The sequence below is a fragment of the Streptomyces sp. NPDC043870 genome, assembly GCF_056435785.1.
This window is the reverse complement of sequence record NZ_JBWKDT010000002.1, coordinates 297,019-320,337: the sequence shown is the minus strand read 5'-3', so window position 1 is coordinate 320,337 and position 23,319 is coordinate 297,019. Positions and strand designations below refer to the sequence as shown.

At 71.6% G+C, this 23,319-nt stretch carries 24 protein-coding genes and 1 riboswitch; of the genes, 12 read left to right on the top strand and 12 right to left on the bottom strand.

Annotation, left to right across the window (positions count from 1 at the left end; all coding sequences use genetic code 11):
• Positions 1-30 precede the first annotated feature (30 nt).
• Positions 31-552, bottom strand: a complete 522-nt coding sequence (locus AC0699_RS03895; protein ID WP_478655231.1) for a MarR family winged helix-turn-helix transcriptional regulator — start codon at positions 550-552, stop codon at positions 31-33.
• Positions 553-640: 88 nt separating this feature from the next.
• Between AC0699_RS03895 and AC0699_RS03890 the strand changes: the two genes are divergently transcribed.
• Positions 641-1,894 carry an MFS transporter gene (locus AC0699_RS03890; protein ID WP_478655229.1) on the top strand — a complete coding sequence of 418 codons (1,254 nt, stop codon included), beginning with the start codon at positions 641-643 and terminating at the stop codon, positions 1,892-1,894.
• Here the strand turns inward: AC0699_RS03890 and AC0699_RS03885 are convergent.
• Positions 1,843-2,277, bottom strand: coding sequence for an Lrp/AsnC family transcriptional regulator (locus tag AC0699_RS03885; RefSeq protein ID WP_478655504.1), 435 nt, complete (start codon positions 2,275-2,277; stop codon positions 1,843-1,845). The genes AC0699_RS03890 and AC0699_RS03885 overlap by 52 nt on opposite strands.
• A gap of 85 nt (positions 2,278-2,362) precedes the next feature.
• On the opposite strand from AC0699_RS03885, the gene AC0699_RS03880 reads away from it, so the two are divergent.
• From AC0699_RS03880 to AC0699_RS03865, 4 genes are all read left to right on the top strand, one after another.
• Complete coding sequence (locus tag AC0699_RS03880; RefSeq protein WP_478655502.1) at positions 2,363-3,292, top strand: SMP-30/gluconolactonase/LRE family protein; 930 nt, start codon at positions 2,363-2,365, stop codon at positions 3,290-3,292.
• A gap of 115 nt (positions 3,293-3,407) precedes the next feature.
• Positions 3,408-3,842, top strand: coding sequence for a hypothetical protein (locus AC0699_RS03875; RefSeq protein WP_469772916.1), 435 nt, complete (start codon positions 3,408-3,410; stop codon positions 3,840-3,842).
• Between the two features lie 6 nt (positions 3,843-3,848).
• On the top strand, positions 3,849-4,247 hold the full coding sequence (locus AC0699_RS03870) for a thiol-disulfide oxidoreductase DCC family protein (RefSeq protein WP_478655227.1): 399 nt from the start codon (positions 3,849-3,851) through the stop codon (positions 4,245-4,247).
• A 20-nt stretch (positions 4,248-4,267) separates the two neighbouring features.
• The gene (locus AC0699_RS03865) at positions 4,268-5,023 is read left to right on the top strand and encodes a TetR family transcriptional regulator (protein WP_478655499.1); all 756 of its coding nucleotides are present in this window, start codon (positions 4,268-4,270) and stop codon (positions 5,021-5,023) included.
• Between the two features lie 12 nt (positions 5,024-5,035).
• Here AC0699_RS03865 and AC0699_RS03860 read toward each other — a convergent pair whose 3' ends face one another.
• The 3 genes from AC0699_RS03860 to AC0699_RS03850 all read right to left on the bottom strand — a co-directional run bounded on the left by AC0699_RS03860 (position 5,036) and on the right by AC0699_RS03850 (position 8,442).
• Complete coding sequence (locus AC0699_RS03860) at positions 5,036-6,586, bottom strand: ABC transporter substrate-binding protein (protein ID WP_478655224.1); 1,551 nt, start codon at positions 6,584-6,586, stop codon at positions 5,036-5,038.
• A gap of 101 nt (positions 6,587-6,687) precedes the next feature.
• The gene (locus AC0699_RS03855; RefSeq protein WP_478655496.1) at positions 6,688-8,097 is read right to left on the bottom strand and encodes a metallophosphoesterase; all 1,410 of its coding nucleotides are present in this window, start codon (positions 8,095-8,097) and stop codon (positions 6,688-6,690) included.
• A 69-nt stretch (positions 8,098-8,166) separates the two neighbouring features.
• The gene (locus AC0699_RS03850) at positions 8,167-8,442 is read right to left on the bottom strand and encodes an SCO4848 family membrane protein (protein ID WP_478655221.1); all 276 of its coding nucleotides are present in this window, start codon (positions 8,440-8,442) and stop codon (positions 8,167-8,169) included.
• A 160-nt stretch (positions 8,443-8,602) separates the two neighbouring features.
• Here AC0699_RS03850 and AC0699_RS03845 point away from each other — a divergent pair, with 160 nt between their 5' ends.
• Positions 8,603-9,859 (top strand): D-alanyl-D-alanine carboxypeptidase family protein, encoded by a 1,257-nt coding sequence (locus AC0699_RS03845; protein WP_478655219.1) that lies wholly within the window; start codon positions 8,603-8,605, stop codon positions 9,857-9,859.
• Here AC0699_RS03845 and AC0699_RS03840 read toward each other — a convergent pair.
• The 4 genes from AC0699_RS03840 to AC0699_RS03825 are packed head-to-tail and all read right to left on the bottom strand — an operon-like array spanning position 9,807 to position 12,952.
• Positions 9,807-10,757 carry a YihY/virulence factor BrkB family protein gene (locus AC0699_RS03840; RefSeq protein ID WP_478655217.1) on the bottom strand — a complete coding sequence of 317 codons (951 nt, stop codon included), beginning with the start codon at positions 10,755-10,757 and terminating at the stop codon, positions 9,807-9,809. The genes AC0699_RS03845 and AC0699_RS03840 overlap by 53 nt on opposite strands.
• Positions 10,745-11,287 (bottom strand): GtrA family protein, encoded by a 543-nt coding sequence (locus tag AC0699_RS03835; RefSeq protein ID WP_478655215.1) that lies wholly within the window; start codon positions 11,285-11,287, stop codon positions 10,745-10,747. Before AC0699_RS03835 ends, AC0699_RS03840 begins: the two co-directional genes overlap by 13 nt.
• An 8-nt stretch (positions 11,288-11,295) precedes the next feature.
• Positions 11,296-12,255 (bottom strand): decaprenyl-phosphate phosphoribosyltransferase, encoded by a 960-nt coding sequence (locus AC0699_RS03830; protein WP_478655213.1) that lies wholly within the window; start codon positions 12,253-12,255, stop codon positions 11,296-11,298.
• Positions 12,248-12,952 (bottom strand): phosphatase PAP2 family protein, encoded by a 705-nt coding sequence (locus AC0699_RS03825; RefSeq protein ID WP_478655210.1) that lies wholly within the window; start codon positions 12,950-12,952, stop codon positions 12,248-12,250. Before AC0699_RS03825 ends, AC0699_RS03830 begins: the two co-directional genes overlap by 8 nt.
• A gap of 152 nt (positions 12,953-13,104) precedes the next feature.
• Between AC0699_RS03825 and AC0699_RS03820 the strand changes: the two genes are divergently transcribed.
• Complete coding sequence (locus AC0699_RS03820; RefSeq protein ID WP_478655208.1) at positions 13,105-14,580, top strand: FAD-binding oxidoreductase; 1,476 nt, start codon at positions 13,105-13,107, stop codon at positions 14,578-14,580.
• Positions 14,581-14,699: 119 nt separating this feature from the next.
• The gene (locus AC0699_RS03815) at positions 14,700-15,455 is read left to right on the top strand and encodes an SDR family NAD(P)-dependent oxidoreductase (protein WP_453658956.1); all 756 of its coding nucleotides are present in this window, start codon (positions 14,700-14,702) and stop codon (positions 15,453-15,455) included.
• 130 nt (positions 15,456-15,585) lie between these two features.
• On the opposite strand, the gene AC0699_RS03810 is transcribed toward AC0699_RS03815, so the two are convergent.
• The gene (locus AC0699_RS03810) at positions 15,586-16,176 is read right to left on the bottom strand and encodes a 2'-5' RNA ligase family protein (RefSeq protein WP_478655206.1); all 591 of its coding nucleotides are present in this window, start codon (positions 16,174-16,176) and stop codon (positions 15,586-15,588) included.
• 159 nt (positions 16,177-16,335) lie between these two features.
• Positions 16,336-17,349 (bottom strand): tryptophan--tRNA ligase, encoded by a 1,014-nt coding sequence (gene trpS, locus AC0699_RS03805; RefSeq protein ID WP_478655204.1) that lies wholly within the window; start codon positions 17,347-17,349, stop codon positions 16,336-16,338.
• A 74-nt stretch (positions 17,350-17,423) separates the two neighbouring features.
• On the opposite strand from trpS, the gene AC0699_RS03800 reads away from it, so the two are divergent.
• From AC0699_RS03800 to AC0699_RS03790, 3 genes are all read left to right on the top strand, one after another.
• Positions 17,424-18,038: an RNA polymerase sigma factor gene (locus AC0699_RS03800; RefSeq protein ID WP_478655203.1), complete on the top strand. Its 615-nt coding sequence runs from the start codon at positions 17,424-17,426 to the stop codon at positions 18,036-18,038.
• A complete protein-coding gene (locus tag AC0699_RS03795; RefSeq protein ID WP_478655201.1) occupies positions 18,031-18,915 on the top strand; it encodes a hypothetical protein in 885 nt (294 codons plus the stop codon). Before AC0699_RS03800 ends, AC0699_RS03795 begins: the two co-directional genes overlap by 8 nt.
• Before the next feature lie 231 nt (positions 18,916-19,146).
• On the top strand, positions 19,147-19,857 hold the full coding sequence (locus AC0699_RS03790; RefSeq protein WP_478655198.1) for a hypothetical protein: 711 nt from the start codon (positions 19,147-19,149) through the stop codon (positions 19,855-19,857).
• Positions 19,858-20,316: 459 nt separating this feature from the next.
• On the opposite strand, the gene AC0699_RS03785 is transcribed toward AC0699_RS03790, so the two are convergent.
• Complete coding sequence (locus tag AC0699_RS03785) at positions 20,317-21,591, bottom strand: serine hydroxymethyltransferase (RefSeq protein ID WP_478655196.1); 1,275 nt, start codon at positions 21,589-21,591, stop codon at positions 20,317-20,319.
• Positions 21,592-21,688: 97 nt separating this feature from the next.
• Positions 21,689-21,779, bottom strand: a riboswitch (ZMP/ZTP riboswitch).
• 193 nt (positions 21,780-21,972) lie between these two features.
• Here AC0699_RS03785 and rocD point away from each other — a divergent pair.
• Positions 21,973-23,181, top strand: coding sequence for an ornithine--oxo-acid transaminase (gene rocD, locus AC0699_RS03780; RefSeq protein WP_453658963.1), 1,209 nt, complete (start codon positions 21,973-21,975; stop codon positions 23,179-23,181).
• The last annotated feature ends 138 nt before the right edge of the window (positions 23,182-23,319 follow it).

Genomic DNA, 23,319 nt, shown 5'->3' with positions numbered 1-23,319 from the left:
CGGCACTGACAACGCCGGGCGGCGGAGCCGTCAGGCGCCCCAGGCCGTGTCGCCTCGCTTCTCCGCGGCCAGCATGATGCGCCGCAGCATGCCGTTGAGCAGGGCGCGTTCATCCTTGCTCAGGACTCCCAGCAGCCGGTACTCCTCGTGGCCGAGCACATCCATCGCCCCCAGCCAGGTCGCCCTGCCGTCCGGAGTGAGCTCGACCACGACCCGGCGGCGGTCGGTCGTCGAGGGCGTGCGGCGGACGAGGCCGCGCCGCTCCAGGGCGTCGAGGCGGCCGGTGACCGAGGCGGGGGCGAGGTCGAGGTCGGCGGCGAGGTCGGAGGGTGCGGCGGTGCCGCCGCGGCCGGCCAGTTTGTGGAGGGTGTCGAACTCGTGGCGTTCCAGGTCGAAGTCGACGAGCGACTGTTCACGGACACGCCGCAGATGGACGGAGAGCTTCTTCATCCGGGTGACGGCACCCTCGACGTCCGGGTCGAGGCCCGGCAGGACGGGCAGCCAGCGCGCCACGTGCTCATCGGTCCAGTCGCGGGGCTCGGGCTCGTCCATGCGGTCGATCGTACGCCGTGTCCAGGACACCTTTCGGAGCCTTATATTTCGTTGACGAATTATTCGAAACCGAAATACCGTGTCGGCCATGCCACATCCCCTGCACGCGCGCCCCTTCCAACTCCTCTTCGCCGGCCGGACCCTCTCCCTGCTCGGCGACGCCGTCATCCCCGCCGCGCTCGCCCTCGCCGTCCTGCAGGCCACCGGTTCCTCATCCGCACTCGCCCTCGTGCTGGCCTGCGCGATGGTCCCCAAGCTGCTTCTGCTGCCGCTCGGCGGCGTGGTGGGCGACCGGTTCGACGCCCGCACGGTCGCGATCCTCACCGATCTCGTACGCTGCGCCACCCAGTTGCTCGTCGGCGCACAACTGCTCGGCGGTGAACCGCGGCTGTGGCTCGTCGCGACCGCGGAGGCGATCGGCGGCGCCGCTTCCGCCTTCGCCATGCCGACCGTCGCGCCGCTGATCACGGGCACGGTGGCGGCGAACCAGCTACAGCGGGCCAATGCCGCGATGGGCGTCGCCCAGAGCGCCACCCGGCTGTGCGGTCCGGCCCTCGCCGGTCTGCTGATCTACACCGCGGGGCCGGGCTGGGCGTTCGTCCTCGACGGGACGAGCTTCGCCGTGAGCGCCGCACTGCTGGCCGCCGTACGGGTCCGCCGCGTCCCCGTCCCGCACCGGTCACTGCTCGCCGACCTCCGGGAGGGCTGGGACGAGGTCCGCACCCGCGACTGGTACTGGACCAGCCTCATCGCCCACGCCGCATGGAACGGCGCGGCGGCGGTCATGATGACGCTCGGCCCCGCCATCGCCGTACGCGAACCGGGCGGCGAAGGCGTCTGGATGGCGCTGCTCCAGGCCGGCGCGGTCGGCCTGCTCCTCGGCTCACTGGCCGCCGGCCGGGCCCGGCCGCGGCGACCGGTCCTGGTGGCGAACCTGGGGCTCGCGACCTACGCCCTGCCGCTCCTCCTGCTGGCCGCTTCCGCACCCGCGCCCGCGACCATCGCCGCGTACGGCGTCGCCCAGGCCGGGCTCGGCTTCCTCTCCCCTGTCTGGAGCACCTCGGTGCAGCAGGCGATCCCGCCGCAGGCGCTCGCCCGCGTCACGTCGTACGACTGGCTGCTGTCGCTGGCCGCGATGCCGCTGGGTTATGCGCTCGCGCCGGTGGCCGCGTCTGCCTGGGGAGCGGAAGTCCCGCTGACCGTGGCCGCGTTCGCCGTCGGCGGCGCATGCCTGGCGACCGCGGCGGTGCCTGGGGTACGGCGCTTCCTGGCACGGCCCGACGAGAACGCCTACGGCGCCGGCGGGCGCTCGAAGAAGGTCTCCAGCGAGACCGTCGCCTGAGTACCCGACACGCCCTCGATCGCGTACAGCCGCCGCAGGACGTCCTGAAGCTGCTCGGTGGTGGCCGTACGCACCTTCACCAGGACCGACGCGGTGCCCGCGATGACATGGGCCTCCTCGATCTCGGGTATCGCGGCGAACGCCTCGGCCGAATCGCCCATCCACGCCGTCGACTCGACCATGACGAAGGCCAGCACGCCGAGTCCGAGCGCCGCCGGGTCGATGTCGATGGTCGTACGGCGGATGACTCCGCGCTCGCGCAGCTTGCGGACCCGCTCATGGGCGGCGCCGGCCGAGAGGCCGACCGCCTTGCCGAGGGCGGCGTACGCCTTTCCCGCGTCGTGCTGCAGGAGCGTGATCAGGGCTCGGTCCACGTTGTCCACAGGTGCCATACCGCAACCATATCCGGTTCTGTCATACTGAGATCGTTCCGAACAACGTTCAGTTGATGAAGGGCAAGGGTGGATGATGTCTGGCGAGATCGTGGACGACCTGTACGAGATCCTGGACGAGCGCTTCCGTACCGGACGGTGCGCCAACGGCGACAGCCGGCTGGAGCGGCTGCACGGGGACTGCCGCTGGGCCGAAGGGCCGGTCTATCTGCCGGCCTGGCGCCAGCTGATCTGGAGCGACATCCCCAACGACCGCATGCTGCGCTGGGACGAGCCGACCGGCACCATCGGCGTCTTCCGCTCCCCCGCCGGCCACAGCAACGGCAACACGGTGGACCGCGAGGGCCGGCTGATCAGCTGCGAGCAGGGCAATCGCCGCGTCACCCGCACCGAGCACGACGGTTCGGTCACGGTGCTGGCCGACCGCTTCGAGGGCAAGCGGCTCAACTCGCCGAACGACGCGGTGGTGCGGTCCGACGGCTCCGTCTGGTTCTCCGACCCGGACTTCGGCATCACGAGCGACTACGAAGGACACCGCGCCGAGAGCGAGATCGGGGCGTGCAACGTCTACCGGGCCGATCCGGCGACGGGCGAGGTCCGGCTGGCGGCGGACGGCTTCCAGGGGCCCAACGGACTGGTCTTCTCCCTGGACGAGCGGCAGTTGTACGTGTCGGACAGCCGCGCCGGGCAGATCCGGGTCTTCGACGTACGCGACGACGGCACGCTGACCGACGGCAAGGTCTTCGCGGAGGCCCCCCGCAGCAGCTTCGACAACATCCGGTTCGACGACGAGGGCCGGCTGTGGGCGGCGGCACTCCACGACGGAGTGCACTGCTACGACCCGGACGGCACGCTGATCGGACGCCTGCTCGTCCCGGAGCCGGTCTCGAACCTCACCTTCGGCGGCCCGAAGAACAACCGGCTGTTCATCACGGCCACGACATCCCTGTACTCGCTGGTGATGTCGGTGACAGGGACGCAGCGGGTGCGGCGGGACCGGCACTGACCGCGAGGCCTCGCACCCCTCCGCCCCTCCCCCTCCCTATCGACTTGAACACGTTCAGGAGGAGGTCTACAGTCCATGACAAGACCTTTTGAACGCGTTCAAGGGAGGGTGGGGAATGGACCTCACTGTTGTCGCGTACGTCGTCTACCTGCTGATCAGCGTGGCGCTCACCGTCTGGGTGGCCCGTACGCTCAGCCGGAACGGACGGATCTTCCTCGCCGATGTCCTGCACGGGAACGAGAAGCTCGCCGAGGCCGTCAACCACCTCCTGGTGGTCGGCTTCTACCTCGTCAACTTCGGCTTCGTCGCTCTCTACCTCAGCCAGGACGACGCCGTCGCCGACGCCCGCCGGCTGTTCGAGGCGCTCTCGGTGAAGCTCGGCGTCGTCCTGCTCGTCCTCGGAGTGATGCACCTCGGCAACGTCTACGTCCTCAACAAGATCCGCCGGCGCGGCATGATGGAGCGCGAGCAGACCCCGCCGGTCCCGCCGCAGGGCTGGACCGGGCCGGCCGGCAAGAATCCCTGGGCGACCCCCGCCGCGGGTGCGTGAGCGGTCATGGGCATTCCGGTGCAGCGGCTGACCGTGCTGTACGACGCGCAATGCTCGCTCTGCGTCCATCTGCGCCACTGGCTGCTGCGGCAGCGGCAGCTCGTCCCGCTGGACCTGGTCCCGGCGGCATCGGACGAGGCAAGGCGCCGTTTCCCCGCCCTCGATCACGAGAGCACCCTGCGGGAGATCACGGTGGTCGGGGACCGGGGCCAGGTGTACCGGTCCACCGCCGCCTGGATCGTCTGCCTGTGGGCACTGGCCGAGCACCGGCCCAAGGCCCACTGGCTCAGCACCCCCGCAGGCGCACCGTTCGCCAAGGTGACCGTGCTCGCCGCCGCCAAGTACCGGGAGGCGACGGCCCCGTCCTGCCAAGGGCGGTGCGAGGTTCCGGGTCCGCCCGGTTAGGCTCGGTCACCGTGAACGACGTGAAGGACGAGAAGGACGAGAAGCCGGACCGGTCCGCGAAGCCGGCCAAGAGCGAGCAGACCCGCACGCTGATCCTCGAAACCGCGCTCCGGCTCTTCCAGGAGCGCGGTTACGACAAGACGACGATGCGGGCCATCGCCCAGGAGGCAGGTGTCTCCGTCGGCAACGCGTACTACTACTTCTCCTCCAAGGAACACCTGGTCCAGGGTTTCTACGACCGGATCGCCGAGCAGCACCAGGCGGCGGTCACGGAGATCCTGGACGGCGACGAGAAGGACCTCACGGCACGGATCCGCGGAGTCCTTCTCGGCTGGCTCGACATCGCCGAGCCGTATCACGAGTTCGCGGCCCAGTTCTTCAAGAACGCGGCGGATCCGGACAGTCCGCTCAGCCCGTTCTCGCCGGAGTCCGAGGGTCCTCGTGACGCGGCGATCGAGGTCCACCGCCGGGTGCTCGCCGGGGCGTCCGTCAAGGTCGACCCCGAACTGGCCGAGGCGCTCCCCCAGTTGCTCTGGCTCCAGCAGATGGGCCTGGTGCTGTTCTGGGTGTACGACCGCTCCGAGGGGTGCGCCAACAGCCGCCGCCTCGTCGAGCGGCTCGCGCCGGTCACCGCCCGCGCGATCTCGCTCTCCCGGTTCCGGATCCTGCGCCCCCTCGTCAAGGAAACCCACGAACTGCTGAGGGACTTCATGCCGACGGCGGCGAGCATGGCGGCCTCGGGCAAGCCCAAGCGCGCGCCGAACCGCAAGGACTGAACCCCGCTCCGCTCAGAGCCGGCCCAGCTCCCAGAGCCGCCAGATGCCGGTGCCGTCCGACAGATACTGCGAGCCCGTGATGTCCTCGGTGCTCAGCACGTAGTCCTTCCGCTGCCACAGCGGTACGAGCGGAGCGTCTTCCGCCACCGCCTGCTGGATCGACCTGAAGTCCTTCGCGGCGCGGGCCCGGTCGCTGAACTGCTGTGTGGACTGAATCAGCCGGTCGACACGGGTGCTCCGGTAGCCCGTGTGCAGACTGGAGTCGCGGCCGACGAGCGGCTGGACGAAGTTGTCGGGGTCCGGGAAGTCCGGCAGCCAGTTGAGGGTGTACGCGTCGTAGTCCCCTGCCGCGTACCCCTTCTGGAAGGTCTGCCATTCCGCGTCGGTCACCTTCACCTTGAACAGACCGGTGCTCTCCAGCTGCCGGCGCAGCTCGGTCGCCTCCTTCGCCGCGGCGCTGCCCTTCCGGTGGGCGAGGGTGAAGCGCACCGGGATCTGGACACCGGCCTCCTCCAGCAGTTCCTCTGCGCCCTTCGGGTCGGGTTTCGGGTTCACGTCGAAATACGGGGTGCTGTGGCCGCTGATGCCCTGCGGGATCAGGGAGTAGAGCGGCTCGACGGTGGCCTGGTAGACCGACGTCGCCAGCGCGGAGCGGTCGATGACCGCGGCGACCGCCTGCCGCACCGGCTGCTTCGCGAACGGGGCACCCTCGCGGACGTTGAAGACGAGGTTGCGGATCTCGGAGCCGTCGGCCTCGTCGATGCGTACCTCTTCCTTGCTCCTGCCGAGGCCCGCGATCACGGAGGGCGGCAGCTGACGGTGCGTGACGTCGACGCTCTTGTCCTTCCAGGCCGTCGCGAGCTGCTCGGACGCCTCGAAGTAGCGGATGACGACGGGGCCGCCCCGCTTGGTGACGGCGCCCTTGTAGGCGGGGTTGGGCTCCAGGGTGGCGCTGACGCCCGGACGGTAGTCCTTGAGGACGTACGGACCGGAGCCGTCGACGGCACTGCCCTTGCGGAGCGAGTCCGCCGGGTATGCGGAGCGGTCGACGATCGAACCGGCGCCGGTCGCGACCTTCTGCGGGAAGGTCGCGTCCCGGGAGCCGAGGTTGAAGATGACGGTCCGGCCGGCGGCCGTGACGGACTTGAGCGTGGTGAAGAGCGGTTGCGGGCCGACGTCCGCCTTGATCCGCAGCATCCGGTCGAAGGAGTACTTGACGTCCTCGGCGGTGACCTTGCGGCCGCTGGCGAAGATGAGGTCGGAGCGGAGCTCGCAGCGGTAGGTCTGGAGGTTCAGCCCGGTGAAGGCACAGCTCTCGGCGGCGTCCGGGACCGGAGTGGCCGAGCCGGGTGTGAAGGTCAGCAGGGACTGGAAGAGGTTGCTGTACAGCGCCCAGGAGCCGGCGTCGTACGCACCCGCCGGGTCGAGGGACGTGACGGCGTCCGTCGTGCCGACGGTGACGGTCTCGCGTAAGTCCTCGGACGGGAGCAGTTTCCAGGCGCCTAAACCGGCGGCCAGCAGTACCAGGCACGTCATGAGAATCCGCAGCCGGATCGAAGGCATCGCCCGTGTTCCCTTCACGCCCACCCCTGATCGTGATGGTGCTCAGCCAATCACACGGAGTTAACGGGCGGAGGGAGATTCCCTTACCTCAAAGGGAACTGTCAGGCGTGCCGGGAGGCGAGTTCGACGACGGTGATGTCGGAGGGCGCGCCGACGCGTACGGGCGGGCCCCAGGCACCGGCGCCGCGCGACACGTAGAGCTGGGTGTCGCCGTACTGTTCCAGCCCGGCGACGGTCGGATTGGCCAGTTCGGCGAGGTAGTTGCCGGGCCAGAGCTGGCCGCCGTGGGTGTGTCCGGACAACTGGAGGTCCACGCCGTGGCGTACGGCGTCGTGGATGACCACCGGCTGATGGGCGAGCAGCACCGCGGCGCGGGTGCGGTCGCGGTCGCCGAGCGCCCGGACGAAGTCGGGCCCCTGGCCCTCGCTCTCGCCCGCGACGTCGTCGACCCCGGCGAGGTCGAACCCGGCGATCTCGACGCGGTCGTTGCGGAGGGGAGTGAGGCCGAGTTCGCGTACGTGGTCGACCCAGGCGTCGGCGCCCGAGAAGTACTCGTGGTTCCCGGTGACGAAGAAGGACCCGTGCCGTGCCCGCAGCCGGGCGAGCGGCTCGGCGGCCCGGCCGAGGTCGGCGACGCTGCCGTCGACGAGGTCGCCGACGACGGCGACGAGGTCGGGCTGGGTGGCGTTGATGGCGTCCACGATCCGCTGGGTGTGCGCACGGCCGAGGACGGGGCCGATATGGATGTCGCTCACGACGGCGATCCGGTAGCCGTGCGCCCCGCGCGCCAGCTTCGCGAGCGGAACGGTGACCCGCTTCACGCTCGGCCCGCGCAGCACTCCGTACGTCCCGTACCCGACGGTGCCCACCGCCGCGGCGGCCGCGGCGCCACCGACGACCCGCGCGACGAACAGCCGCCGCGACATGTCGCGCCCCGCGGGAACGCGGTCCGCGGCCTGCGCGGGCTCCACGTCGGTCCGGCCGTCGGGGCCGGCGCCCGCAGCCGCGTCGGGCCCGGCGCCCGTGACATCGGCCACGGCCGCGTCGGCAACGGCCGTGCCGACAGCACCGCGCGAGGCCTCGGCGTCCGCGCCGCCGTCGGCCACCGCGGCTCCGCCGAGAGGCGCGCTCACCGCGCCGGTGTTCCCGGCGGCACCTGCCGTGACGGCGCCCGGCGAACCCGCTGCCCCACCGTGCGCTGAGGGGGCGTCAGCCCGGCGGCTGAGGGCGCGGCGCAGGAGGGGGCGGGCCACCTCGCCCACAAGGAGGGCGAGCGTCAGGTAGAGAAGCGTGGCGAGCCAGAGGTAGCCCGGCCAGGCCAGGGTCTGCTGGAGCCAGAAGGGGGCGCCGGCGCGGCCGGCGGTGAGGGCGCCGACGGAGAGCAGGGGCAGCACGATCACCGCGACCGTGCCCGCGCGGCGGGCGGCGCCGCCGCTCGCCGTCGTGTCGCGGACGAGACGCCGCCAGACGTACCAGTGGACGCCGCCCAGCAGGGCGAGCACCGCGACCATCACCAGCAGGACGAGCAGCACGGCAGCCGTTCCCCTCACGCTTGTCGCCTATCGCCTATCGCTTGTCGCTTATCGCTTGTCCGCGTCTGCTTCTGCGTCTGCGTCACGTTCGCGCCGCAATGCGCGTACGCCACGCAACCCGATCACTCCGACCGCCGTCCCCAGGAGAAAGGACGTGATGGCGAGCAGCAGATGGACCCAGAAGTACGCCGTGGGTTCCCCCGCGTCGTCGAAAGCGAGCCCGCTGCTGTCCTTCCACAGGTTCTTGACGAAAGAGATCCAGATGAACCAGCTCCACACCCCGAATGCGAGCAGGAACCAGGAGACGGGGCGGCTGAGCTTCATGGACTCAGTATCACCGTCGTCCTGCGCGCGGGTGTGGCGGGGTCCGGCCGCCGCGCCCCAGGGGCCGGCCGGCTCCCGCGATGGGCTGTCCCGGCGGTACTCGCGGCGGGTCACCCCGCCGGTGTCAGCATCCGCGTCAACTCCATGTACGTTCTCGTCCGTGTCTGCTTTGAAGAAGACCGCATTGACGGTCGCCGCCGCCACGTTGTTGCCCGCACTCACCGCCGTGCCCGCGACCGCGGCCGCCAAGGCCGACAAGCAGGACGACAAGGCCCCGAAGCCACCGGCGGTCATGTCCACGGTCGGCGGCACTCAGCTCGGCAAGCCGGGCACCCAGGTCAATCTCGCGCCCGGCGCGCCCGTCCTTCCGAAGGACGTGACGGGCCGGTCCTGGATCGTCGCGGACGCGGAGAGCGGTGAGGTGCTCGCCGCTCACAACGCGCACTGGCAGCTGCCTCCCGCCTCCACTCTGAAGATGCTCTTCGCGGACACCGTGCTGCCCAAGCTGCCCAAGGATCAGGAGTACACGGTCTCGAACCGCGACCTGGCCGGTGTCGGCGAGGGCAGCAGCCTCGTCGGGGTCAAGGAGAAGTACACGTACTCCGTCCACGATCTGTGGCTCGGGGTGTTCCTCCGTTCGGGGAACGACGCCGTCCACGTGCTGGCGGAGATGAACGGCGGTGTCGAGAAGACCGTCGAGGACATGCAGGACCACGCGGACGAGCTGCAGGCCCTCGACACGCATGTCGTCACGCCGGACGGTTACGACGAGTCGGGCCAGGTGTCGAGCGCGTACGACCTGACTCTGTTCGCCCGCAGCGGGCTGCAGAAGGAGGACTTCCGGGAGTACTGCTCCACCGTCCGTGCCAAGTTCCCCGGCGAGCAGAAGCCGGGCAAGAAGCGCGAGACCTTCGAGATCCAGAACACCAACCGGCTCCTCACCGGCGAGTCGGGCATCACCCCGTACGAGGGCATCGCGGGCGTCAAGAACGGCAACACCACGCACGCGGGCGCGACCTTCACCGGTGTCGCGGAGCGGGACGGCAAGGTGCTGCTCGTCACCGTCATGAACCCGTCGTCGGAGGAGCCCCAGGCGGTCTACAAGGAAACCGCACGCCTCTTCGACTGGGGTTTCGCGGCGGCCGGGAAGGTGGAGCCGGTCGGCGAGCTGGTCCCGCCGAAGTCCGCGCGTTCGGGCCCGCCCAGCGAGTCCTCGCCGGGGTCGACCGGCGAGGACGGGAAGAAGAACCGGCCGGGACCGGCCAAGGCCTCCGCCACGGCGGACCGTGGTTCGAGCGGCGTCGGTGTCGCGATCGCCGTGACCGGCGGTGTGCTCGTGCTGCTCGCCGGGGCCGCGTTCCTGGTCAACCGGCGCTGGCCGCTGCCGGATCTGGTCCGTCGCCTTCCGCGCCGCTAGGCCCCTTCCGGGGGGCGTCCTCCCCGCCCCCAGCGACCTCGGGGGCGGGGCCCCGGCCCGTCGCCGTCCACGCCGCGCAGTACAGGAGCAGCTTCGCGGTGAAGTTGATCCACAGCAGCAGCGCGACCGGTACACCGAACGCGCCGTACATGGAGTTCGCCGCAACTCCCGAGATATAGCCGCTGAGCAGCAGCTTCAGCAGCTCGAAGCCGACAGCTCCGAGCAGCGCCGCGACGATCAGCCGGCCGCGCGGCGGATGCACGCCGGGCAGCAGCGTCAGCACGTACAGAAGCATCACGAAGTCGGCGAGGGCCGCGACGGCGAGGGCGGCGATCTGGAGCAGGACGCCGCCCGCCCCGTCGCGGTCGATGCCGAGCCGGTCCGCGCTCCAGCCGACGGCGCTCGAGCCGAGGGCCGAGGCGGCGAACGAAGCCAGGCCGACCGCGCCCAGCCCGAGCAGGACGACCGCGTCCTTGCCCTTGCGTACGAACAGGTTGCCCTCGTCCTTGTCGTCGAGGCCCCAGACGACGCGCAGGCACTCCCGCATCGAGCCGATCCAGCCGATCCCGGCGAGCAGCAGCAGCGCACCGGCGATCAGGCCGACCGTGCCCGCGTTGTCCACGAGTGCGCCGAGGTTGAGCTGTTCCGAGATGCCGGGCACCTGTTCGGCGAGCTTGTCCTCGATCTCCTTGAGCCGGTCCTTGCTGAGCAGCGCGGCACCGATCGCCGCGGCGACCGTGATCAGCGGGAAGAGCGCGAGAAAGCTGATGAAGGTGATCGCGGCCGCGAGCCGGGTCCAGCGCGCCTCCTCGAGCGTTTCGTACGAACGCCAGGCGTGGGTCCGCATCAGCCGCTGCACGAGCGGGCCGATGACGGAAAGTCGGGTCAGCCAGTCCATGGCGTACGTCTTCCCTCCCGCGGTAAGCCTGATCCGAATACGAGGGTTCTCGTGCCCCAGAAGCGCAGACAGGTGGCGAGGGCCATACCGACGCCGAGCCCGGAGACGGTGTCCGCGCGGGGCGAGGTGAGGCCGAGTCCGTAGTGGGAGGCGGCGAGGCAGAGCAGCTGCACGAGGGCGCCGGCCGCGTTGACGCCGAAGAAGACGGCGTACTCCCGCCAGGCGACGCGGCGTGCGGCGTGTCCTCCGCCGTACCGTCCGGCGTGTCCTCCGCCGTGCCGTCCGCCGTACGTCCCGAGGGCGTTGCCGAGATAGGCGACGGTGCACCCGGCAACGAAGGAGAGGGCTTTCGCGGGGAGTGGTTCCCAGCCGGCCGGGCCGCGCAGCGCCAGGAAGAGGGCGAGGTCGGCGGCGTACGCACAGAGTCCGACCAGGGCGAACGACAGCAGCTCCGTCGCCCGCGCGACCAGAGGCCCGCGCACCGGTCCGCTCATGGGCCCGGGCACCGGCCCGCTCACGGGTCCGCTCATGGGTCCGCTCACAGGTCCGCGACCGCCATGGCGTAGATCCCCAGCCAGACGAGTCCGATGACGGCGAGCGGGCGGTCGCGGAGGACCACGTCCTCGGGGGCTCCGGCGGCGCCACGATCGGCGAAGACCGCGTACCGCAGCACCGCGAGGATGAACGCGACCATCGAGAGCTGACGCCAGGGCAGCAGCGAGCCGTTGGCGGTGCCGCCGCTCTCCAGCGCCCACAGGCAGTAGCCGAGGACCGCGACCCCGGCCGCCAACTGCCAGACGAAGCGGAGATATCCGGTGGTGTACGAGGTGAGCAGCGCCCGGGTCGCGCCGTCCGAGCCCGCCATCTCCACGGCTTCCGAGTACCGCTTGGCGGCCACCATGAAGAGCGCGCCGAAGCCGGTGGTGATCAGGAACCAGCGGGACAGCGGGATGGACAGCGCCACACCTCCGATCATCGCGCGCATCAGGAATCCGGTAGTGACGATCGCCAGGTCGACGACGAGGACATGCTTGAGGCGCACGCAGTAGGCGAGCTGCATCACGACGTACCCGGTCAGCAGCGCTGCGGTCATCGCGTTGCACAGGACCACCGCGGCGGCGATCGCGGCGGCCCCGAGAACCGCCCCTGCCGCGTAGGCGACCGGTACGGGTACCTGCCCGGCGGCCACCGGGCGCGTGCACTTCACCGGGTGGGCCCGGTCGGCCTCGGCGTCGAGAGCGTCGTTGATCAGGTACACGGCGGAGGCGGCGGCCGTGAACAAGGTGAAGACGACTGCCAGTTGGAAGGCCGTGTGCCGGGAGAACAGCTCTCCGGCGGCCGCCGGGGCCGCCGCGACCAGCACGTTCTTGATCCACTGGCGTGGCCGTACCGTCCTGATCAGCCCGAGGGGCAGACTCAACGGCCTGATCCTGACGGGCGTGGGCCCCTCGGGCCGGCGTCCCGGCTGGTCCAGCAGTGCGGTGCTGCGCTCAGACATGGGTGCCCCCGGCACCGGGGCGCAGCCCCGAGGCGGCGCTGCTCGTCGCGCGGCCCCGGCTCCGGAACGGGTGCCGGACCATGTGCCGGCCCGGGGCCCGGAGCAGCGCGGCGCCGGCGTTCTGCCCGGCCCCCAGCCACGCGCCGCCCAGCCCTGCCGTGAGGCCCCCGAGGAGGGCGCCGGCGGCCACGTCGGTCGGGTAGTGGACCCCGACGACCAGCCGGGACACGCACATCGCGGCGGCCAGCGGCGGCACCAGCCGGCGACCGGCCGGGCTCAGTGCTCCGAAGGCGACGGCGGCGGCGGCCGCGGAGGTGGCGTGCGAGCTGGGGAAGGAGTGCCGGCTCGCGGTGCGTACGAGCGGTTCGTACACCGGCGGTTCGGGGCGGGGCCGGCGCACCACCTGTTTGACGCCCATGCTCGCGACATGGGCCGCACCGATCAGCGCGGTGCCGCGCAGCCAGCCGCTGCGCCGCTCCGGGTCGGCCGCCGCGCAGAGGAGGCCCGCGGCGATCCACAGCGCGGCGTGCTCGCCGCTGTGCGACAACGCGCGGGCCGCCGCGGCCACCCGCGGTTCCCTTCCGCAGTCCCGCATCGCGGCCAGCAGCCGGCGATCGACGCCTGACCATCCCGACCGGCCCGGCCAGCCGGACCGGAAAGCCCTGTCCGAGCGGTCCGCCCTGTCGACCTTTCGCATCTGCCACCCCTTTCCATGGATCAGGAGTGACTCTTCTCAACACAAGGTCGACATTTGTGGCCATCTTTAATGACACCCCTTTAATCACCCGTTTCGGCGAGTCCACGAGCATTGGGGATGAACCGCCCATAAAGGGCGATAGCGTCGCACGCATGTCTGCCGACTCCTCCGCCGTCCCCGGCTCCGTCCACGCGCCGGGCGCGCCCGGCGCCCCCTCGTACCCGGTGGAGGGCGGGCCCTCGTCCTTCGTGCCAGAGCAGCCCGAGCAGCCCGCCGGCGACGACGGCCTGCCGGTCGCGGTGACCGGCTGGGGCCGCACCGCCCCCACGACCGCGCTGCTCGTCCGCCCCCGTACGTACGAGGAGGCCGCGGCGGCGGTACGCGGCTGCGGGGCGCGCGGCTCCATCGCGCGCGGCCTCGGCCGGGCGTACGGCGACGCGGCGCAGAACGCGGGCGGCGCGGTCCTCGACATGACCGGCCTCGCCCGGATCCGCACCATCGACGCCGAGCGGGGCGTCGTGGTGTGCGACGCGGGAGTCAGCCTGCACCGGCTGATGGAGGTGCTGCTGCCGCTCGGCTGGTTCGTGCCGGTCACGCCCGGGACCCGCTACGTGACGGTCGGCGGCGCCATCGGCGCCGACATCCACGGCAAGAACCACCATGTCTCGGGCTCGTTCTCCCGCCATGTCCTCTCCCTGGAACTGCTCACGGCCGACGGCGAGCTGCGTACGGTGATCCCCGGCACCGACCTCTTCGACGCGACGGCGGGCGGCATGGGCCTGACCGGAGTGATCCTCTCCGCCACACTGCAACTCCACCGCGTCGAGACGTCACTGATGTCCGTCGACACCGAACGGGCCGCCGACCTGGACGACTTGATGGCCCGGCTCACCACCGGCGACCACCGCTACCGCTACTCGGTCGCGTGGATCGACCTCCTCGCACGGGGCGCGGCGACGGGCCGCTCGGTGCTCACCCGCGGGGAGCACGCGCCGCTCGACGCGCTCCCGCCGCGCGCGCTGCGCCAGCCTCTGGAGTTCCGCCCGGGCCGCTTCCCCGCCGCCCCCCGCTTCGTACCGGAAAGACTGCTCGGTCAGACGTCCGTCGCCCTCTTCAACGAGCTCTGGTACCGCAGGGCGCCGCGCGCACGCAGGGGCGAGCTGCAGAAGATCTCCGCGTTCTTCCATCCGCTCGACGGGGTCCCGCACTGGAACCGGATCTACGGGCGCAGCGGCTTCGTCCAGTACCAGTTCGTGCTCGGGTACGGCCAGGAGGAAGCGCTGCGCCGGATCGTGCGGCGCATCGCGAACCACCGCTGCCCGGCATTCCTCGCCGTGCTGAAGCGGTTCGGCGAGGGCGTCCCGGGCTGGCTGTCGTTCCCCATGGCCGGCTGGACGCTGGCCCTGGACATCCCGGCCCGGCTGCCCGGGCTCGACGCCTTCCTCGACCAGCTGGACGAGGACGTGGCAGGGGCCGGCGGACGGGTCTACCTGGCCAAGGACGCGCGGCTGCGGCCGGAGCTGCTGGCCGCGATGTACCCCGGGCTCGACCGCTTCCGGACGCTGCGCGCCGAACTGGACCCGCGCGGAGTGTTCATGTCGGACCTGTCCCGCCGACTCTCGCTGTGACCCCCATTGGGACCCCCGTGTGACCCCCGTTGTGACCCCGCAGTCGCCTGTGACCGCCGGGCCGGCCACGACCTCCGGGACGGGCCGGGCACGACCTCTGAGATGAAGGAGCGCGCACCGTGAAGGACGCCTTCGGCACCCCCCAGTCCCTGCTCGTCCTCGGCGGCACGTCGGAGATCGGCCTGGCCACCGCGCGCCGGCTGGTGGCCCGCCGCACCCGCAAGGTCTGGCTGGCCGCCCGCCCCTCCCCCGCCCTGGACGCGGCCGCCGGCAGTCTCCGGGAACTGGGCGCGGACGTACGTACGGTCCCCTTCGACGCGCTCGACCCCACCGAGCACGAGGAGACCCTCGGCAAGATCTTCACGGAGGGCGATATCGACATGGTGCTGCTCGCCTTCGGCGTCCTCGGCGACCAGGCGCACGACGAGGCCCGGCCGCTCTCGGCGGTCCGGGTCGCCCAGACCAACTACACCGGGGCCGTCTCCTCCGGGCTGGTCTGCGCGGGCGCCCTGCAGGCCCAGGGCCACGGCTCGCTCGTCGTGCTGTCGTCGGTCGCGGGCGAGCGGGCCCGGCGCGCCAACTTCATCTACGGGTCGTCGAAGGCGGGCCTCGACGCGTTCGCCCAGGGCCTGGGCGACGCGCTGCACGGCACGGGCGTGCACGTCATGGTGGTCAGGCCCGGGTTCGTACGGTCGAAGATGACGGCGGGGCTGGCGGAGGCGCCGCTGGCCACGACGCCCGAGGCGGTCGCCGAAGCGATCGAGCGCGGTCTGCGGCGGCGCTCGGAGACGGTGTGGGTGCCGGGGGCGCTGCGGGTGGTGATGTCGGCGCTGCGGCATGTGCCGCGGCCGCTGTTCCGCCGCCTCCCGGTGTGAGACGGCGCCTCTGGTGTGGCGGCCCCTGCCGGTGCGGCGACGGCGCTTCGTGGGCCGAGCGGGCGCTGCCTGGGCCGAGCAGGCGCCTCGTGGGCCGAGCGGGCGCCTCCCCGTGCGGGAGGCGCCGGCGTCAGCGGGGAGTCGCGGCCGGTTCGTCCACCGGGGCGCCCTGCGCCGGAACGTTGGGCAGGCTCTGGCCACCCCCGAACGCGTACTCCTGGAGCTTGCGCCACACCCCGTCCGCGCCCTGCTCGTACAGCGCGAAGGACGTGCAGGTCCACCGCGCCTCGTACCCGGCCAGCTCCTCGTACGCCCGGTCCATCGCCTCCTCGGCGATGGCGTGCGCGACCGTCACATGCGGGTGGTACGGGAACTGCAGCTCCCGCACGAGCGGCCCCGACGCGTCCCGCACGCGCTGCTGGAGCTGCGCGCAGGCGGAAGCACCCTCGACGACCTTGACGAAGACGACCGGCGACAGCGGGCGGAAGGTGCCGGTGCCGGACAGCCGCATCGGGAACGGCCGGACCGTCGCCGCGACCCGCACGAGGTGCGCCTCGACCGCCGGCAGGGCGGACGCGTCGGCCTCGGTGGGCGGGAGGAGGGTGACATGCGTGGGGATGCCGTGGGCGGCGGGATCCCCGAAGCCCGCGCGCTGCTCCTGGAGCAGGCTGCCATAGGGCTCCGGGACCGCGATCGAAACGCCGAGCGTTACGGTCCCCACGTCGTTCTCCTAACGGGTGTCCGGGTTTTCGATGTTCTTGACGTTCTGATGTTTCGATGTCTTCGATGCTCTGCGCAGCCGCCAGTGTGACGGCTGCGGCAGTGGTCCCGCCAGGGTCCTTGGACTCGGTGCCCGCCGGGGTCCTTGGACTCGGCGGACTCAGTGCTTGGCGGGCAGGAAGCCCACCCGGTCGTAGGTCTGGGCGAGGGTCTCGGCGGCGACCGCGCGGGCCTTCTCCGCACCCTTGGCCAGGATGGAGTCCAGGGTCTCCGTGTCGTCCAAGTATTCCTGGGTACGGGCCCGGAACGGAGTGACGAACTCCACCATCACCTCGGCAAGGTCGGTCTTGAGCGCACCGTAGCCCTTGCCCTCGTACTTCTGCTCCAGATCCGCGATTCCCGTACCGGTGAGGGTGGAGTAGATGGTCAGCAGGTTGCTGACGCCGGGCTTCTCGGCCGGGTCGAAGCGGATGACCGTGTCCGTGTCGGTCACCGCGCTCTTGACCTTCTTCGCGGTCGTCTTCGGCTCGTCGAGCAGATTGATCAGGCCCTTGGGGGTGGACGCCGACTTGCTCATCTTGATGCCCGGGTCCTGCAGGTCGTAGATCTTCGCCGTCTCCTTCAGGATGTACGGCGCCGGGAGCGTGAACGTCTCGCCGAAGCGGCCGTTGAAGCGCTCCGCGAGATCGCGGGTGAGCTCGATGTGCTGGCGCTGGTCCTCGCCGACCGGGACCTGGTCGGCCTGGTACAGCAGGATGTCGGCGACCTGGAGGATCGGGTACGTGAAGAGGCCGACGGTGGCCCGGTCCGCGCCCTGCTTGGCTGACTTGTCCTTGAACTGGGTCATCCGGGACGCCTCGCCGAAGCCGGTGAGACAGTTCATGACCCAGCCGAGCTGGGCGTGCTCGGGGACATGGCTCTGGACGAACAGGGTGCAGCGCTCGGGGTCGAGGCCCGCGGCGAGCAGCTGGGCGGCGGCGAGCCGTGTGTTGGCACGCAGCTCGGCCGGGTCCTGCGGAACGGTGATCGCGTGCAGGTCCACGACCATGTAGAAGGCGTCGTGGGTCTCCTGGAGCGCGACCCACTGGCGGACCGCTCCGAGGTAGTTGCCGAGGTGGAACGAGCCTGCGGTCGGCTGGATTCCGGAGAGCACACGAGGACTGTCAGAGGCCATGTCCAGCATTCTCTCAGGTACCGCCGACCGGACGGGAACCGATCGCCGGTGTGCGGTGTATCAAGAGTGTGGGAATGCGGGAGGGGACCCTGGAGGGGGGCCGCACTCTGACCGTCGTCGACGAGGCAGCGGTGATCGCGCGCGTGCGTTCCGGGGAGCCCGAGGCGTACGCGGAGCTGGTGCGCGCGTATACGCAGGTGGCGCTGCGCGCCGCTGTGGCCTGCGGTGCCGGAGCCGACGCGGAGGACGTGGTGCAGTCCGCCTTTTTCAAGGCGTATCAGTCACTGGGCCGGTTCCGGGAGGGTTCGGCGTTCCGGCCGTGGCTGCTGCGGATCGTCGTCAATGAGACGAGGAACACAGTGCGGTCGGCGGTGCGGATGCGGGAGCTCGCGGGGCGCGAGGCGATGCTGCTGGGCGCCGCCGAGCCACTGATACCGGACACGGCGGACCCGGCGGCCGTGGCGGTGGCGGAGGAGCGCCGCGGGCTGCTGCTCGCCGCCCTGGACGCGCTGGGCGAGGAGCAGCGGCAGGTCGTGATCCACCGCTATCTGCTGGAGCTGGACGAGATGGAGACGGCTCAGGCGCTCGGCTGGCCGCGCGGCACGGTCAAGTCCCGGTTGAACCGCGCGCTGCGGAAGCTGGAGCGGCTGCTGCCGGACGGCCCCGAAGGGGGTGACGGTCATGGGTGAGCGGGAGCTGCCGGACGGGATTCGGGACGAGCCGCGGGACGGGCTTGGGGACGAGCTGCGGGAGCTGGGCCGGCGCCTGCCGGTCCCGGACGTCGACGGGGAGTCGATGGCCGAGCGCGTGCTGGCCCGGATAGTGGCGGATTCGGTGCGGGTGCCCGTGCCGGAGCCGGTCCGTGGGCGAGCGGTCTCGTGGGTCCCGTGGACCTCGAGGAACTCGCGGCTCCCGAGGAACTCGCGGATCTCGTGCATCTCGTGGATCTCGTGGATACGGCGCCGTCGGCGGGCGCTGACCGTCGCGCTGTCGGGCGCGCTGGTGGTGCTGGTGCTCACGCCCCCGGTGCGGGCCGCCGTCGCGGACTGGTTCGGGTTCGGCGGCATCGAGGTGCGCTACGACCCGTCGGCGACACCCTCGCCGGGCGCGAAGGTGCCGCCGTGCCCCTCCCCGGTGGCCCCGGCCGAGGCCGCGCGGCGGGCCGGCTTCGCGGCACGGGTGCCGACGGCACTGGGCGAGCCGGACGCGGTGTCGGTGAGCGTGGTGCCCGGCGGCCGGAGGGCGATCAGCCTCTGCTGGTACCAGCCGTCGGGGACGGTCCGGCTCGATGAGTTCCCGGCACGTCTGGACCTCGGCTTCACCAAGCAGGTCCAGGTCCATCCGGAAGGGGTGGAGCTGTCCGGCGGGCGGTTCGGGGTGTGGTTCGCCGAACCGCACATGCTGCGGTTCCCGCTGACCGACAGGACCGGGCGGCAGTGGACCGAGGCGCGGCGGACGGCGGGGCCGACGCTGCTGTGGATGTCCGCCGACGAGCGGACGACGCTGCGGCTGGAGGGCGTGGCGGACGTCGCCCGTGGCCGGGAGATCGCCGAGTCCACGCCGTGAGGACCGGCAGAGATCTCCCCGAGCCGTCTCGGTGACCGGCGTCCGGAAAGCGGCCGGGAAACGGACGGAGGCCGCCCGAAAACGGACGGAAGGCCGCCGGAAGGCGGACGGAAAGCCGCCGGAAACTGGTCGCCGTGGAGTGGGAACCCGGAGGGCTCGGGCGGTGTACCAGAAGTGACGCCGGCGCGGTACGGACGGTCCGGACCGGTCATGGCGTCGGCAGGGGGAAGCATGCGACTGCTACGACGACTTGCCGCGCTGGTGGCGCTGCTCGCCATGAGCCTGGCCGCGGCCCTGTTCCTCGCACCGGGCGCGCTGGCCGGGGGGCCGACGAGTGTGCTGATCTCCTCCCCGGAGAGCGGGGAGACGGCGGGGCTCTACTACTCGAATGCGGAGTACGACCGGCTGTCCGCGCTGCTGGGCTCCGGCTCCTCGGGCGAGACGAACCGGCCGCCGACCCTGGACGCGATGACGGGAATACGTCAGATCAATGTGACGTGGATGCTCCACGACATCACTCCATGGCGGGTGGACCGCGTCTATCCGCCCGACGACGGGGGCACGGTCTGGATCCACACGGCGTCCAATGTTCCGGAGTCGCACAACGGCCTGTGGCACAAGGCGGCCAAGCCGGCCGAGCTGACGGCCCTGCTGAGGCAGCTCGGGGTGATGGGCAAGAAGAGCACCGCGCGGGGTGGGCCGGGCATCTCCCCGCAATCGTCCTGGGAGACCGGCGGGGCGGCGGCGGAGCAGCCCGGCCGGACAGCCGCGCCGGCCGGTGACCCCACCGACTGGTGGTGGGCGATACCGGGCTTCGTCGCCGGTGCGGCGCTGGGGCTGGCGCTGCGGCCGCTCGCGGCCCGCCTCCTGCCGCGCCCGCTGTCCGGCGGACGTGACACAGAGCGGGACACCGGGCCCCGCCGGCAGCTCCTGGACCTCTAGGCCCTGTCCGGGCCATCTTCGAGGAATAGGCCGCAGCGTCGGATGCGGTGCATCGCAAGGCGGTGGGGGCACCTCCCAGCGGTAGCTGAGGGAGATCGCCCTCGTACTGGGCGTACTGGGGCGACTGCGACAACGCAGCGAGGTGCCGTAGCCGGCGTCGCGGGCCCGACAAGATCGCCCGGACAGGGCCTAGGTGCTCAGACCGGCGGCCCGGGTGGCCCAGGTGGCCCGGGGCGCCGCCCCGGGCCCCTCCCCCTGCGCCCGCGGGCGTAGAGGGACCCTCAGCTCAATCGCCGAAGGGCTGTTTCAGCCCGTCCGGCGGTTGAGCACGGACACTCGGGCCCGCCGGACGGTGCCGGGCCTCTTCGGAGCCCACCCGCAGGGCGCTCGAAACTACGGCGCCCGCGCCCGGGATCAGCACGGAGCGAGGCCGCCGGACAGGGGCTGGGCGCCCTCGGGTCAGGCCGGCAGGCCGGGGGCGGGGAAGGCGGACATCAGGTTCGCGACCTCGGCCCGGATGGCGGCCAGTGCGTCCTCGTCGCCCGTGTGGGCGGCGGTGACGCCACGGTCGATCCAGTCGGCGACCGCTGGCATGTGCTCGGAGGTGAGTCCGCGCGAGGTGAGGGAGGGGGTGCCGATGCGGACGCCGGAGGGGTCGAAGGGCTTCCGGGGGTCGTAGGGCACGGTGTTGTAGTTCACCACGATCCCGGCCCGGTCCAGGGCCTTCGCCGCGACCTTGCCCGGGACGTCCTTGGGGGTGAGGTCCATCAGGATCAGATGGTTGTCGGTGCCGCCGGAGACCAGGTCGAATCCGCGGGCGAGCAGCTCCTCGGCGAGGGCCTTGGCGTTGGCGACGACCGCGTGCGCGTAGTCACGGAAGGAGGGCTGGGCCGCCTCGTGCAGGGCGACCGCGATGGCGGCCGTGGTCTGGTTGTGCGGGCCGCCCTGGAGGCCGGGGAAGACGGCCTTGTCGATGGCCTTGGCGTGTTCCTCGCGGCACATCAGCATGGCGCCACGCGGCCCGCGCAGCGTCTTGTGGGTGGTCGTGGAGATCACGTCGGCGTGCGGGACCGGCGAGGGGTGGGCGCCGCCCGCGATCAGGCCGGCGATGTGCGCGACATCGGCGACGAGCACGGCGCCGGACTCGCGGGCGATCTCGGCGAAGGCCGCGAAGTCGATGGTGCGGGGCAGCGCGGTGCCCCCGCAGAAGATGATCTTCGGCCGCTCCTTGAGGGCCAGTTCGCGTACCTCGTCGAAATCGATGAGGCCGGTGTCCTGTCGCACGCCGTACTGGACGCCGCGGAACCACTTGCCGGTGGCGGACACACCCCAGCCGTGAGTGAGGTGGCCGCCCATCGGCAGGGCCATGCCCATCACGGTGTCGCCGGGCTCGGCGAAGGCGAGATAGACGGCGAGGTTGGCCGGGGAGCCGGAGTAGGGCTGGACATTGGCGTGGTCGACGCCGAAGAGGGCCTTGGCCCGGGCGATGGCGAGCGTCTCGACCTGGTCGATGTTCTGCTGGCCCTCGTAGTAACGGCGGCCGGGGTAGCCCTCGCTGTACTTGTTCTGGAGGACGGTTCCGGAGGCTTCGAGCACGGCGTGCGAGACATAGTTCTCGCTGGGGATGAGCCGCAGGGTGTCGGCCTGCAGCCGCTCCTCGGCACCGACGAGCGCGGCCAGTTCGGGGTCGGCGGCGGTGAGCGCGGGATGGTTGTGCTGAACGGGAAGAGTCATGGCGTCCTCCGGGGCAGGCGGTCGGTGTCCCGGGTGCAGCTGGGGCTTCCCCCGCCGGAGGCAGGGGGCGGGCGGCACCCACGCGGGAATTCGGTTCCCGGGGTGCCCAGGCGGGCGGCACCTCGTAGGTTCTGCCGCACACGGCTTCCCCGCGGTTCGTTCCGCGTACGCCAGTCGCCGTGCGTACCGCCCACCCTACTCGCGGCGGCCCCAGAGCCCGGTCACGGGTTCAGAAACCCCAGGCAAACGGGAAGGCCTCCGGCGAGCCGCGACAGAAGCTCAATGTTTCTTCACCCGGTGACCGAGCGACGATAGAAAGGGGCACCATCCCAGGCCCTGGTCCGACCCAGCGACCCATGCCGCAGGACGAACGGAGACCCCGTGTCTGCAACGGAGAGAGCGATCGCCTCCGCGGAGGCGCACAGCGCCCACAACTACCACCCGCTGCCCGTCGTCGTCGCCTCGGCGGACGGTGCGTGGATGACCGATGTCGAGGGGCGGCGCTTCCTCGACATGCTCGCCGGGTACTCGGCGCTCAACTTCGGCCATGGCAACCGGCGGCTGATCGATGCTGCGAAGGCCCAGCTGGAGCGGGTGACGCTGACCTCGCGCGCGTTCCACCACGACCGGTTCGCCGACTTCTGTACGCAGCTCGCGGAGCTGTGCGGCATGGAGATGGTGCTGCCGATGAACACCGGGGCGGAGGCGGTGGAGACCGCTGTGAAAACCGCCCGCAAGTGGGGGTACAAGGTCAAGGGCGTCCCGCCCGGGCAGGCGAAGATCGTTGTCGCGGCGAACAACTTCCACGGCCGGACGACGACGATCGTCAGCTTCTCCACCGACCCCGAGGCACGGGCCGACTTCGGTCCGTACACGCCGGGCTTCGAGATCGTCCCGTACGGCGATCTCACCGCACTGCACGCCGCGGTCAGCGCGAACACGGTGGCGGTGCTGCTGGAGCCGATCCAGGGCGAGGCCGGCGTGCTGGTGCCGCCGGCGGGCTATCTCGCCGGCGTCCGTGAGCTGACCCGCGAGCGGAACGTGCTGTTCATCGCGGACGAGATCCAGTCCGGCCTGGGCCGCACCGGCCGCACGTTCGCCTGCGAGCACGAGGGTGTCGTCCCCGACATGTACATCCTGGGCAAGGCGCTGGGCGGCGGTGTCGTGCCGGTGTCGGCGGTCGTGTCCTCCACCGAGGTGCTCGGCGTCTACCAGCCGGGGGAGCACGGCTCGACGTTCGGCGGCAATCCGCTGGCCTGTGCGGTGGCGCTGGAGGTCATCGCGATGCTGCGCACCGGCGAGTTCCAGCAGCGCGCCACCGAGCTGGGCGAGCATCTGCACCACGAGCTGGGGCTGATGGTGGGCGGCGGCGCGGTGCAGGCGGTGCGCGGGCGCGGCCTCTGGGCCGGGATCGACATCGCCCCTTCGCACGGCACCGGCCGGGAGATCTCCGAGAAGCTCATGGACCGCGGTGTCCTGGTCAAGGACACGCACGGTTCGACGATCCGGATCGCCCCGCCGCTGGTGATCAGCAAGGAGGACCTGGACTGGGGCCTGGACCAGCTTCGGGCGGTGCTGGCGGGCGAGTGACCCGGGGCGGGGGGGGGGGGGGGGGGGGGGGGGGGGGGGGGGGGGGGGAGGGGAGAGGGGGGGGGGGGGGGGGGGGGGGGGGAGGGGGGGGGAGGGGGGGGGAGGGGGGGGGGGGGGGGGGCAAGAAAGGGGCACCCG

What these genes read in the sequence shown, in the direction of transcription:
- AC0699_RS03895 (WP_478655231.1), bottom strand. Translation starts at nt 552, where the DNA reads ATGGACGAGCCCGAGCCCCGCGACTGGACCGATGAGCACGTGGCGCGC.
- AC0699_RS03890 (WP_478655229.1), top strand. Translation starts at nt 641, where the DNA reads ATGCCACATCCCCTGCACGCGCGCCCCTTCCAACTCCTCTTCGCCGGC.
- AC0699_RS03880 (WP_478655502.1), top strand. Translation starts at nt 2,363, where the DNA reads ATGTCTGGCGAGATCGTGGACGACCTGTACGAGATCCTGGACGAGCGC.
- AC0699_RS03875 (WP_469772916.1), top strand. Translation starts at nt 3,408, where the DNA reads ATGGACCTCACTGTTGTCGCGTACGTCGTCTACCTGCTGATCAGCGTG.
- AC0699_RS03870 (WP_478655227.1), top strand. Translation starts at nt 3,849, where the DNA reads ATGGGCATTCCGGTGCAGCGGCTGACCGTGCTGTACGACGCGCAATGC.
- AC0699_RS03860 (WP_478655224.1), bottom strand. Translation starts at nt 6,586, where the DNA reads ATGCCTTCGATCCGGCTGCGGATTCTCATGACGTGCCTGGTACTGCTG.
- AC0699_RS03855 (WP_478655496.1), bottom strand. Translation starts at nt 8,097, where the DNA reads ATGGTCGCGGTGCTCGCCCTGCTGGGCGGCGTCCACTGGTACGTCTGG.
- AC0699_RS03850 (WP_478655221.1), bottom strand. Translation starts at nt 8,442, where the DNA reads ATGAAGCTCAGCCGCCCCGTCTCCTGGTTCCTGCTCGCATTCGGGGTG.
- AC0699_RS03840 (WP_478655217.1), bottom strand. Translation starts at nt 10,757, where the DNA reads ATGGACTGGCTGACCCGACTTTCCGTCATCGGCCCGCTCGTGCAGCGG.
- AC0699_RS03835 (WP_478655215.1), bottom strand. Translation starts at nt 11,287, where the DNA reads ATGAGCGGACCCGTGAGCGGGCCGGTGCCCGGGCCCATGAGCGGACCG.
- AC0699_RS03830 (WP_478655213.1), bottom strand. Translation starts at nt 12,255, where the DNA reads ATGTCTGAGCGCAGCACCGCACTGCTGGACCAGCCGGGACGCCGGCCC.
- AC0699_RS03825 (WP_478655210.1), bottom strand. Translation starts at nt 12,952, where the DNA reads ATGCGAAAGGTCGACAGGGCGGACCGCTCGGACAGGGCTTTCCGGTCC.
- AC0699_RS03820 (WP_478655208.1), top strand. Translation starts at nt 13,105, where the DNA reads ATGTCTGCCGACTCCTCCGCCGTCCCCGGCTCCGTCCACGCGCCGGGC.
- trpS (WP_478655204.1), bottom strand. Translation starts at nt 17,349, where the DNA reads ATGGCCTCTGACAGTCCTCGTGTGCTCTCCGGAATCCAGCCGACCGCA.
- AC0699_RS03800 (WP_478655203.1), top strand. Translation starts at nt 17,424, where the DNA reads ATGCGGGAGGGGACCCTGGAGGGGGGCCGCACTCTGACCGTCGTCGAC.
- AC0699_RS03795 (WP_478655201.1), top strand. Translation starts at nt 18,031, where the DNA reads ATGGGTGAGCGGGAGCTGCCGGACGGGATTCGGGACGAGCCGCGGGAC.
- AC0699_RS03790 (WP_478655198.1), top strand. Translation starts at nt 19,147, where the DNA reads ATGCGACTGCTACGACGACTTGCCGCGCTGGTGGCGCTGCTCGCCATG.
- AC0699_RS03785 (WP_478655196.1), bottom strand. Translation starts at nt 21,591, where the DNA reads ATGACTCTTCCCGTTCAGCACAACCATCCCGCGCTCACCGCCGCCGAC.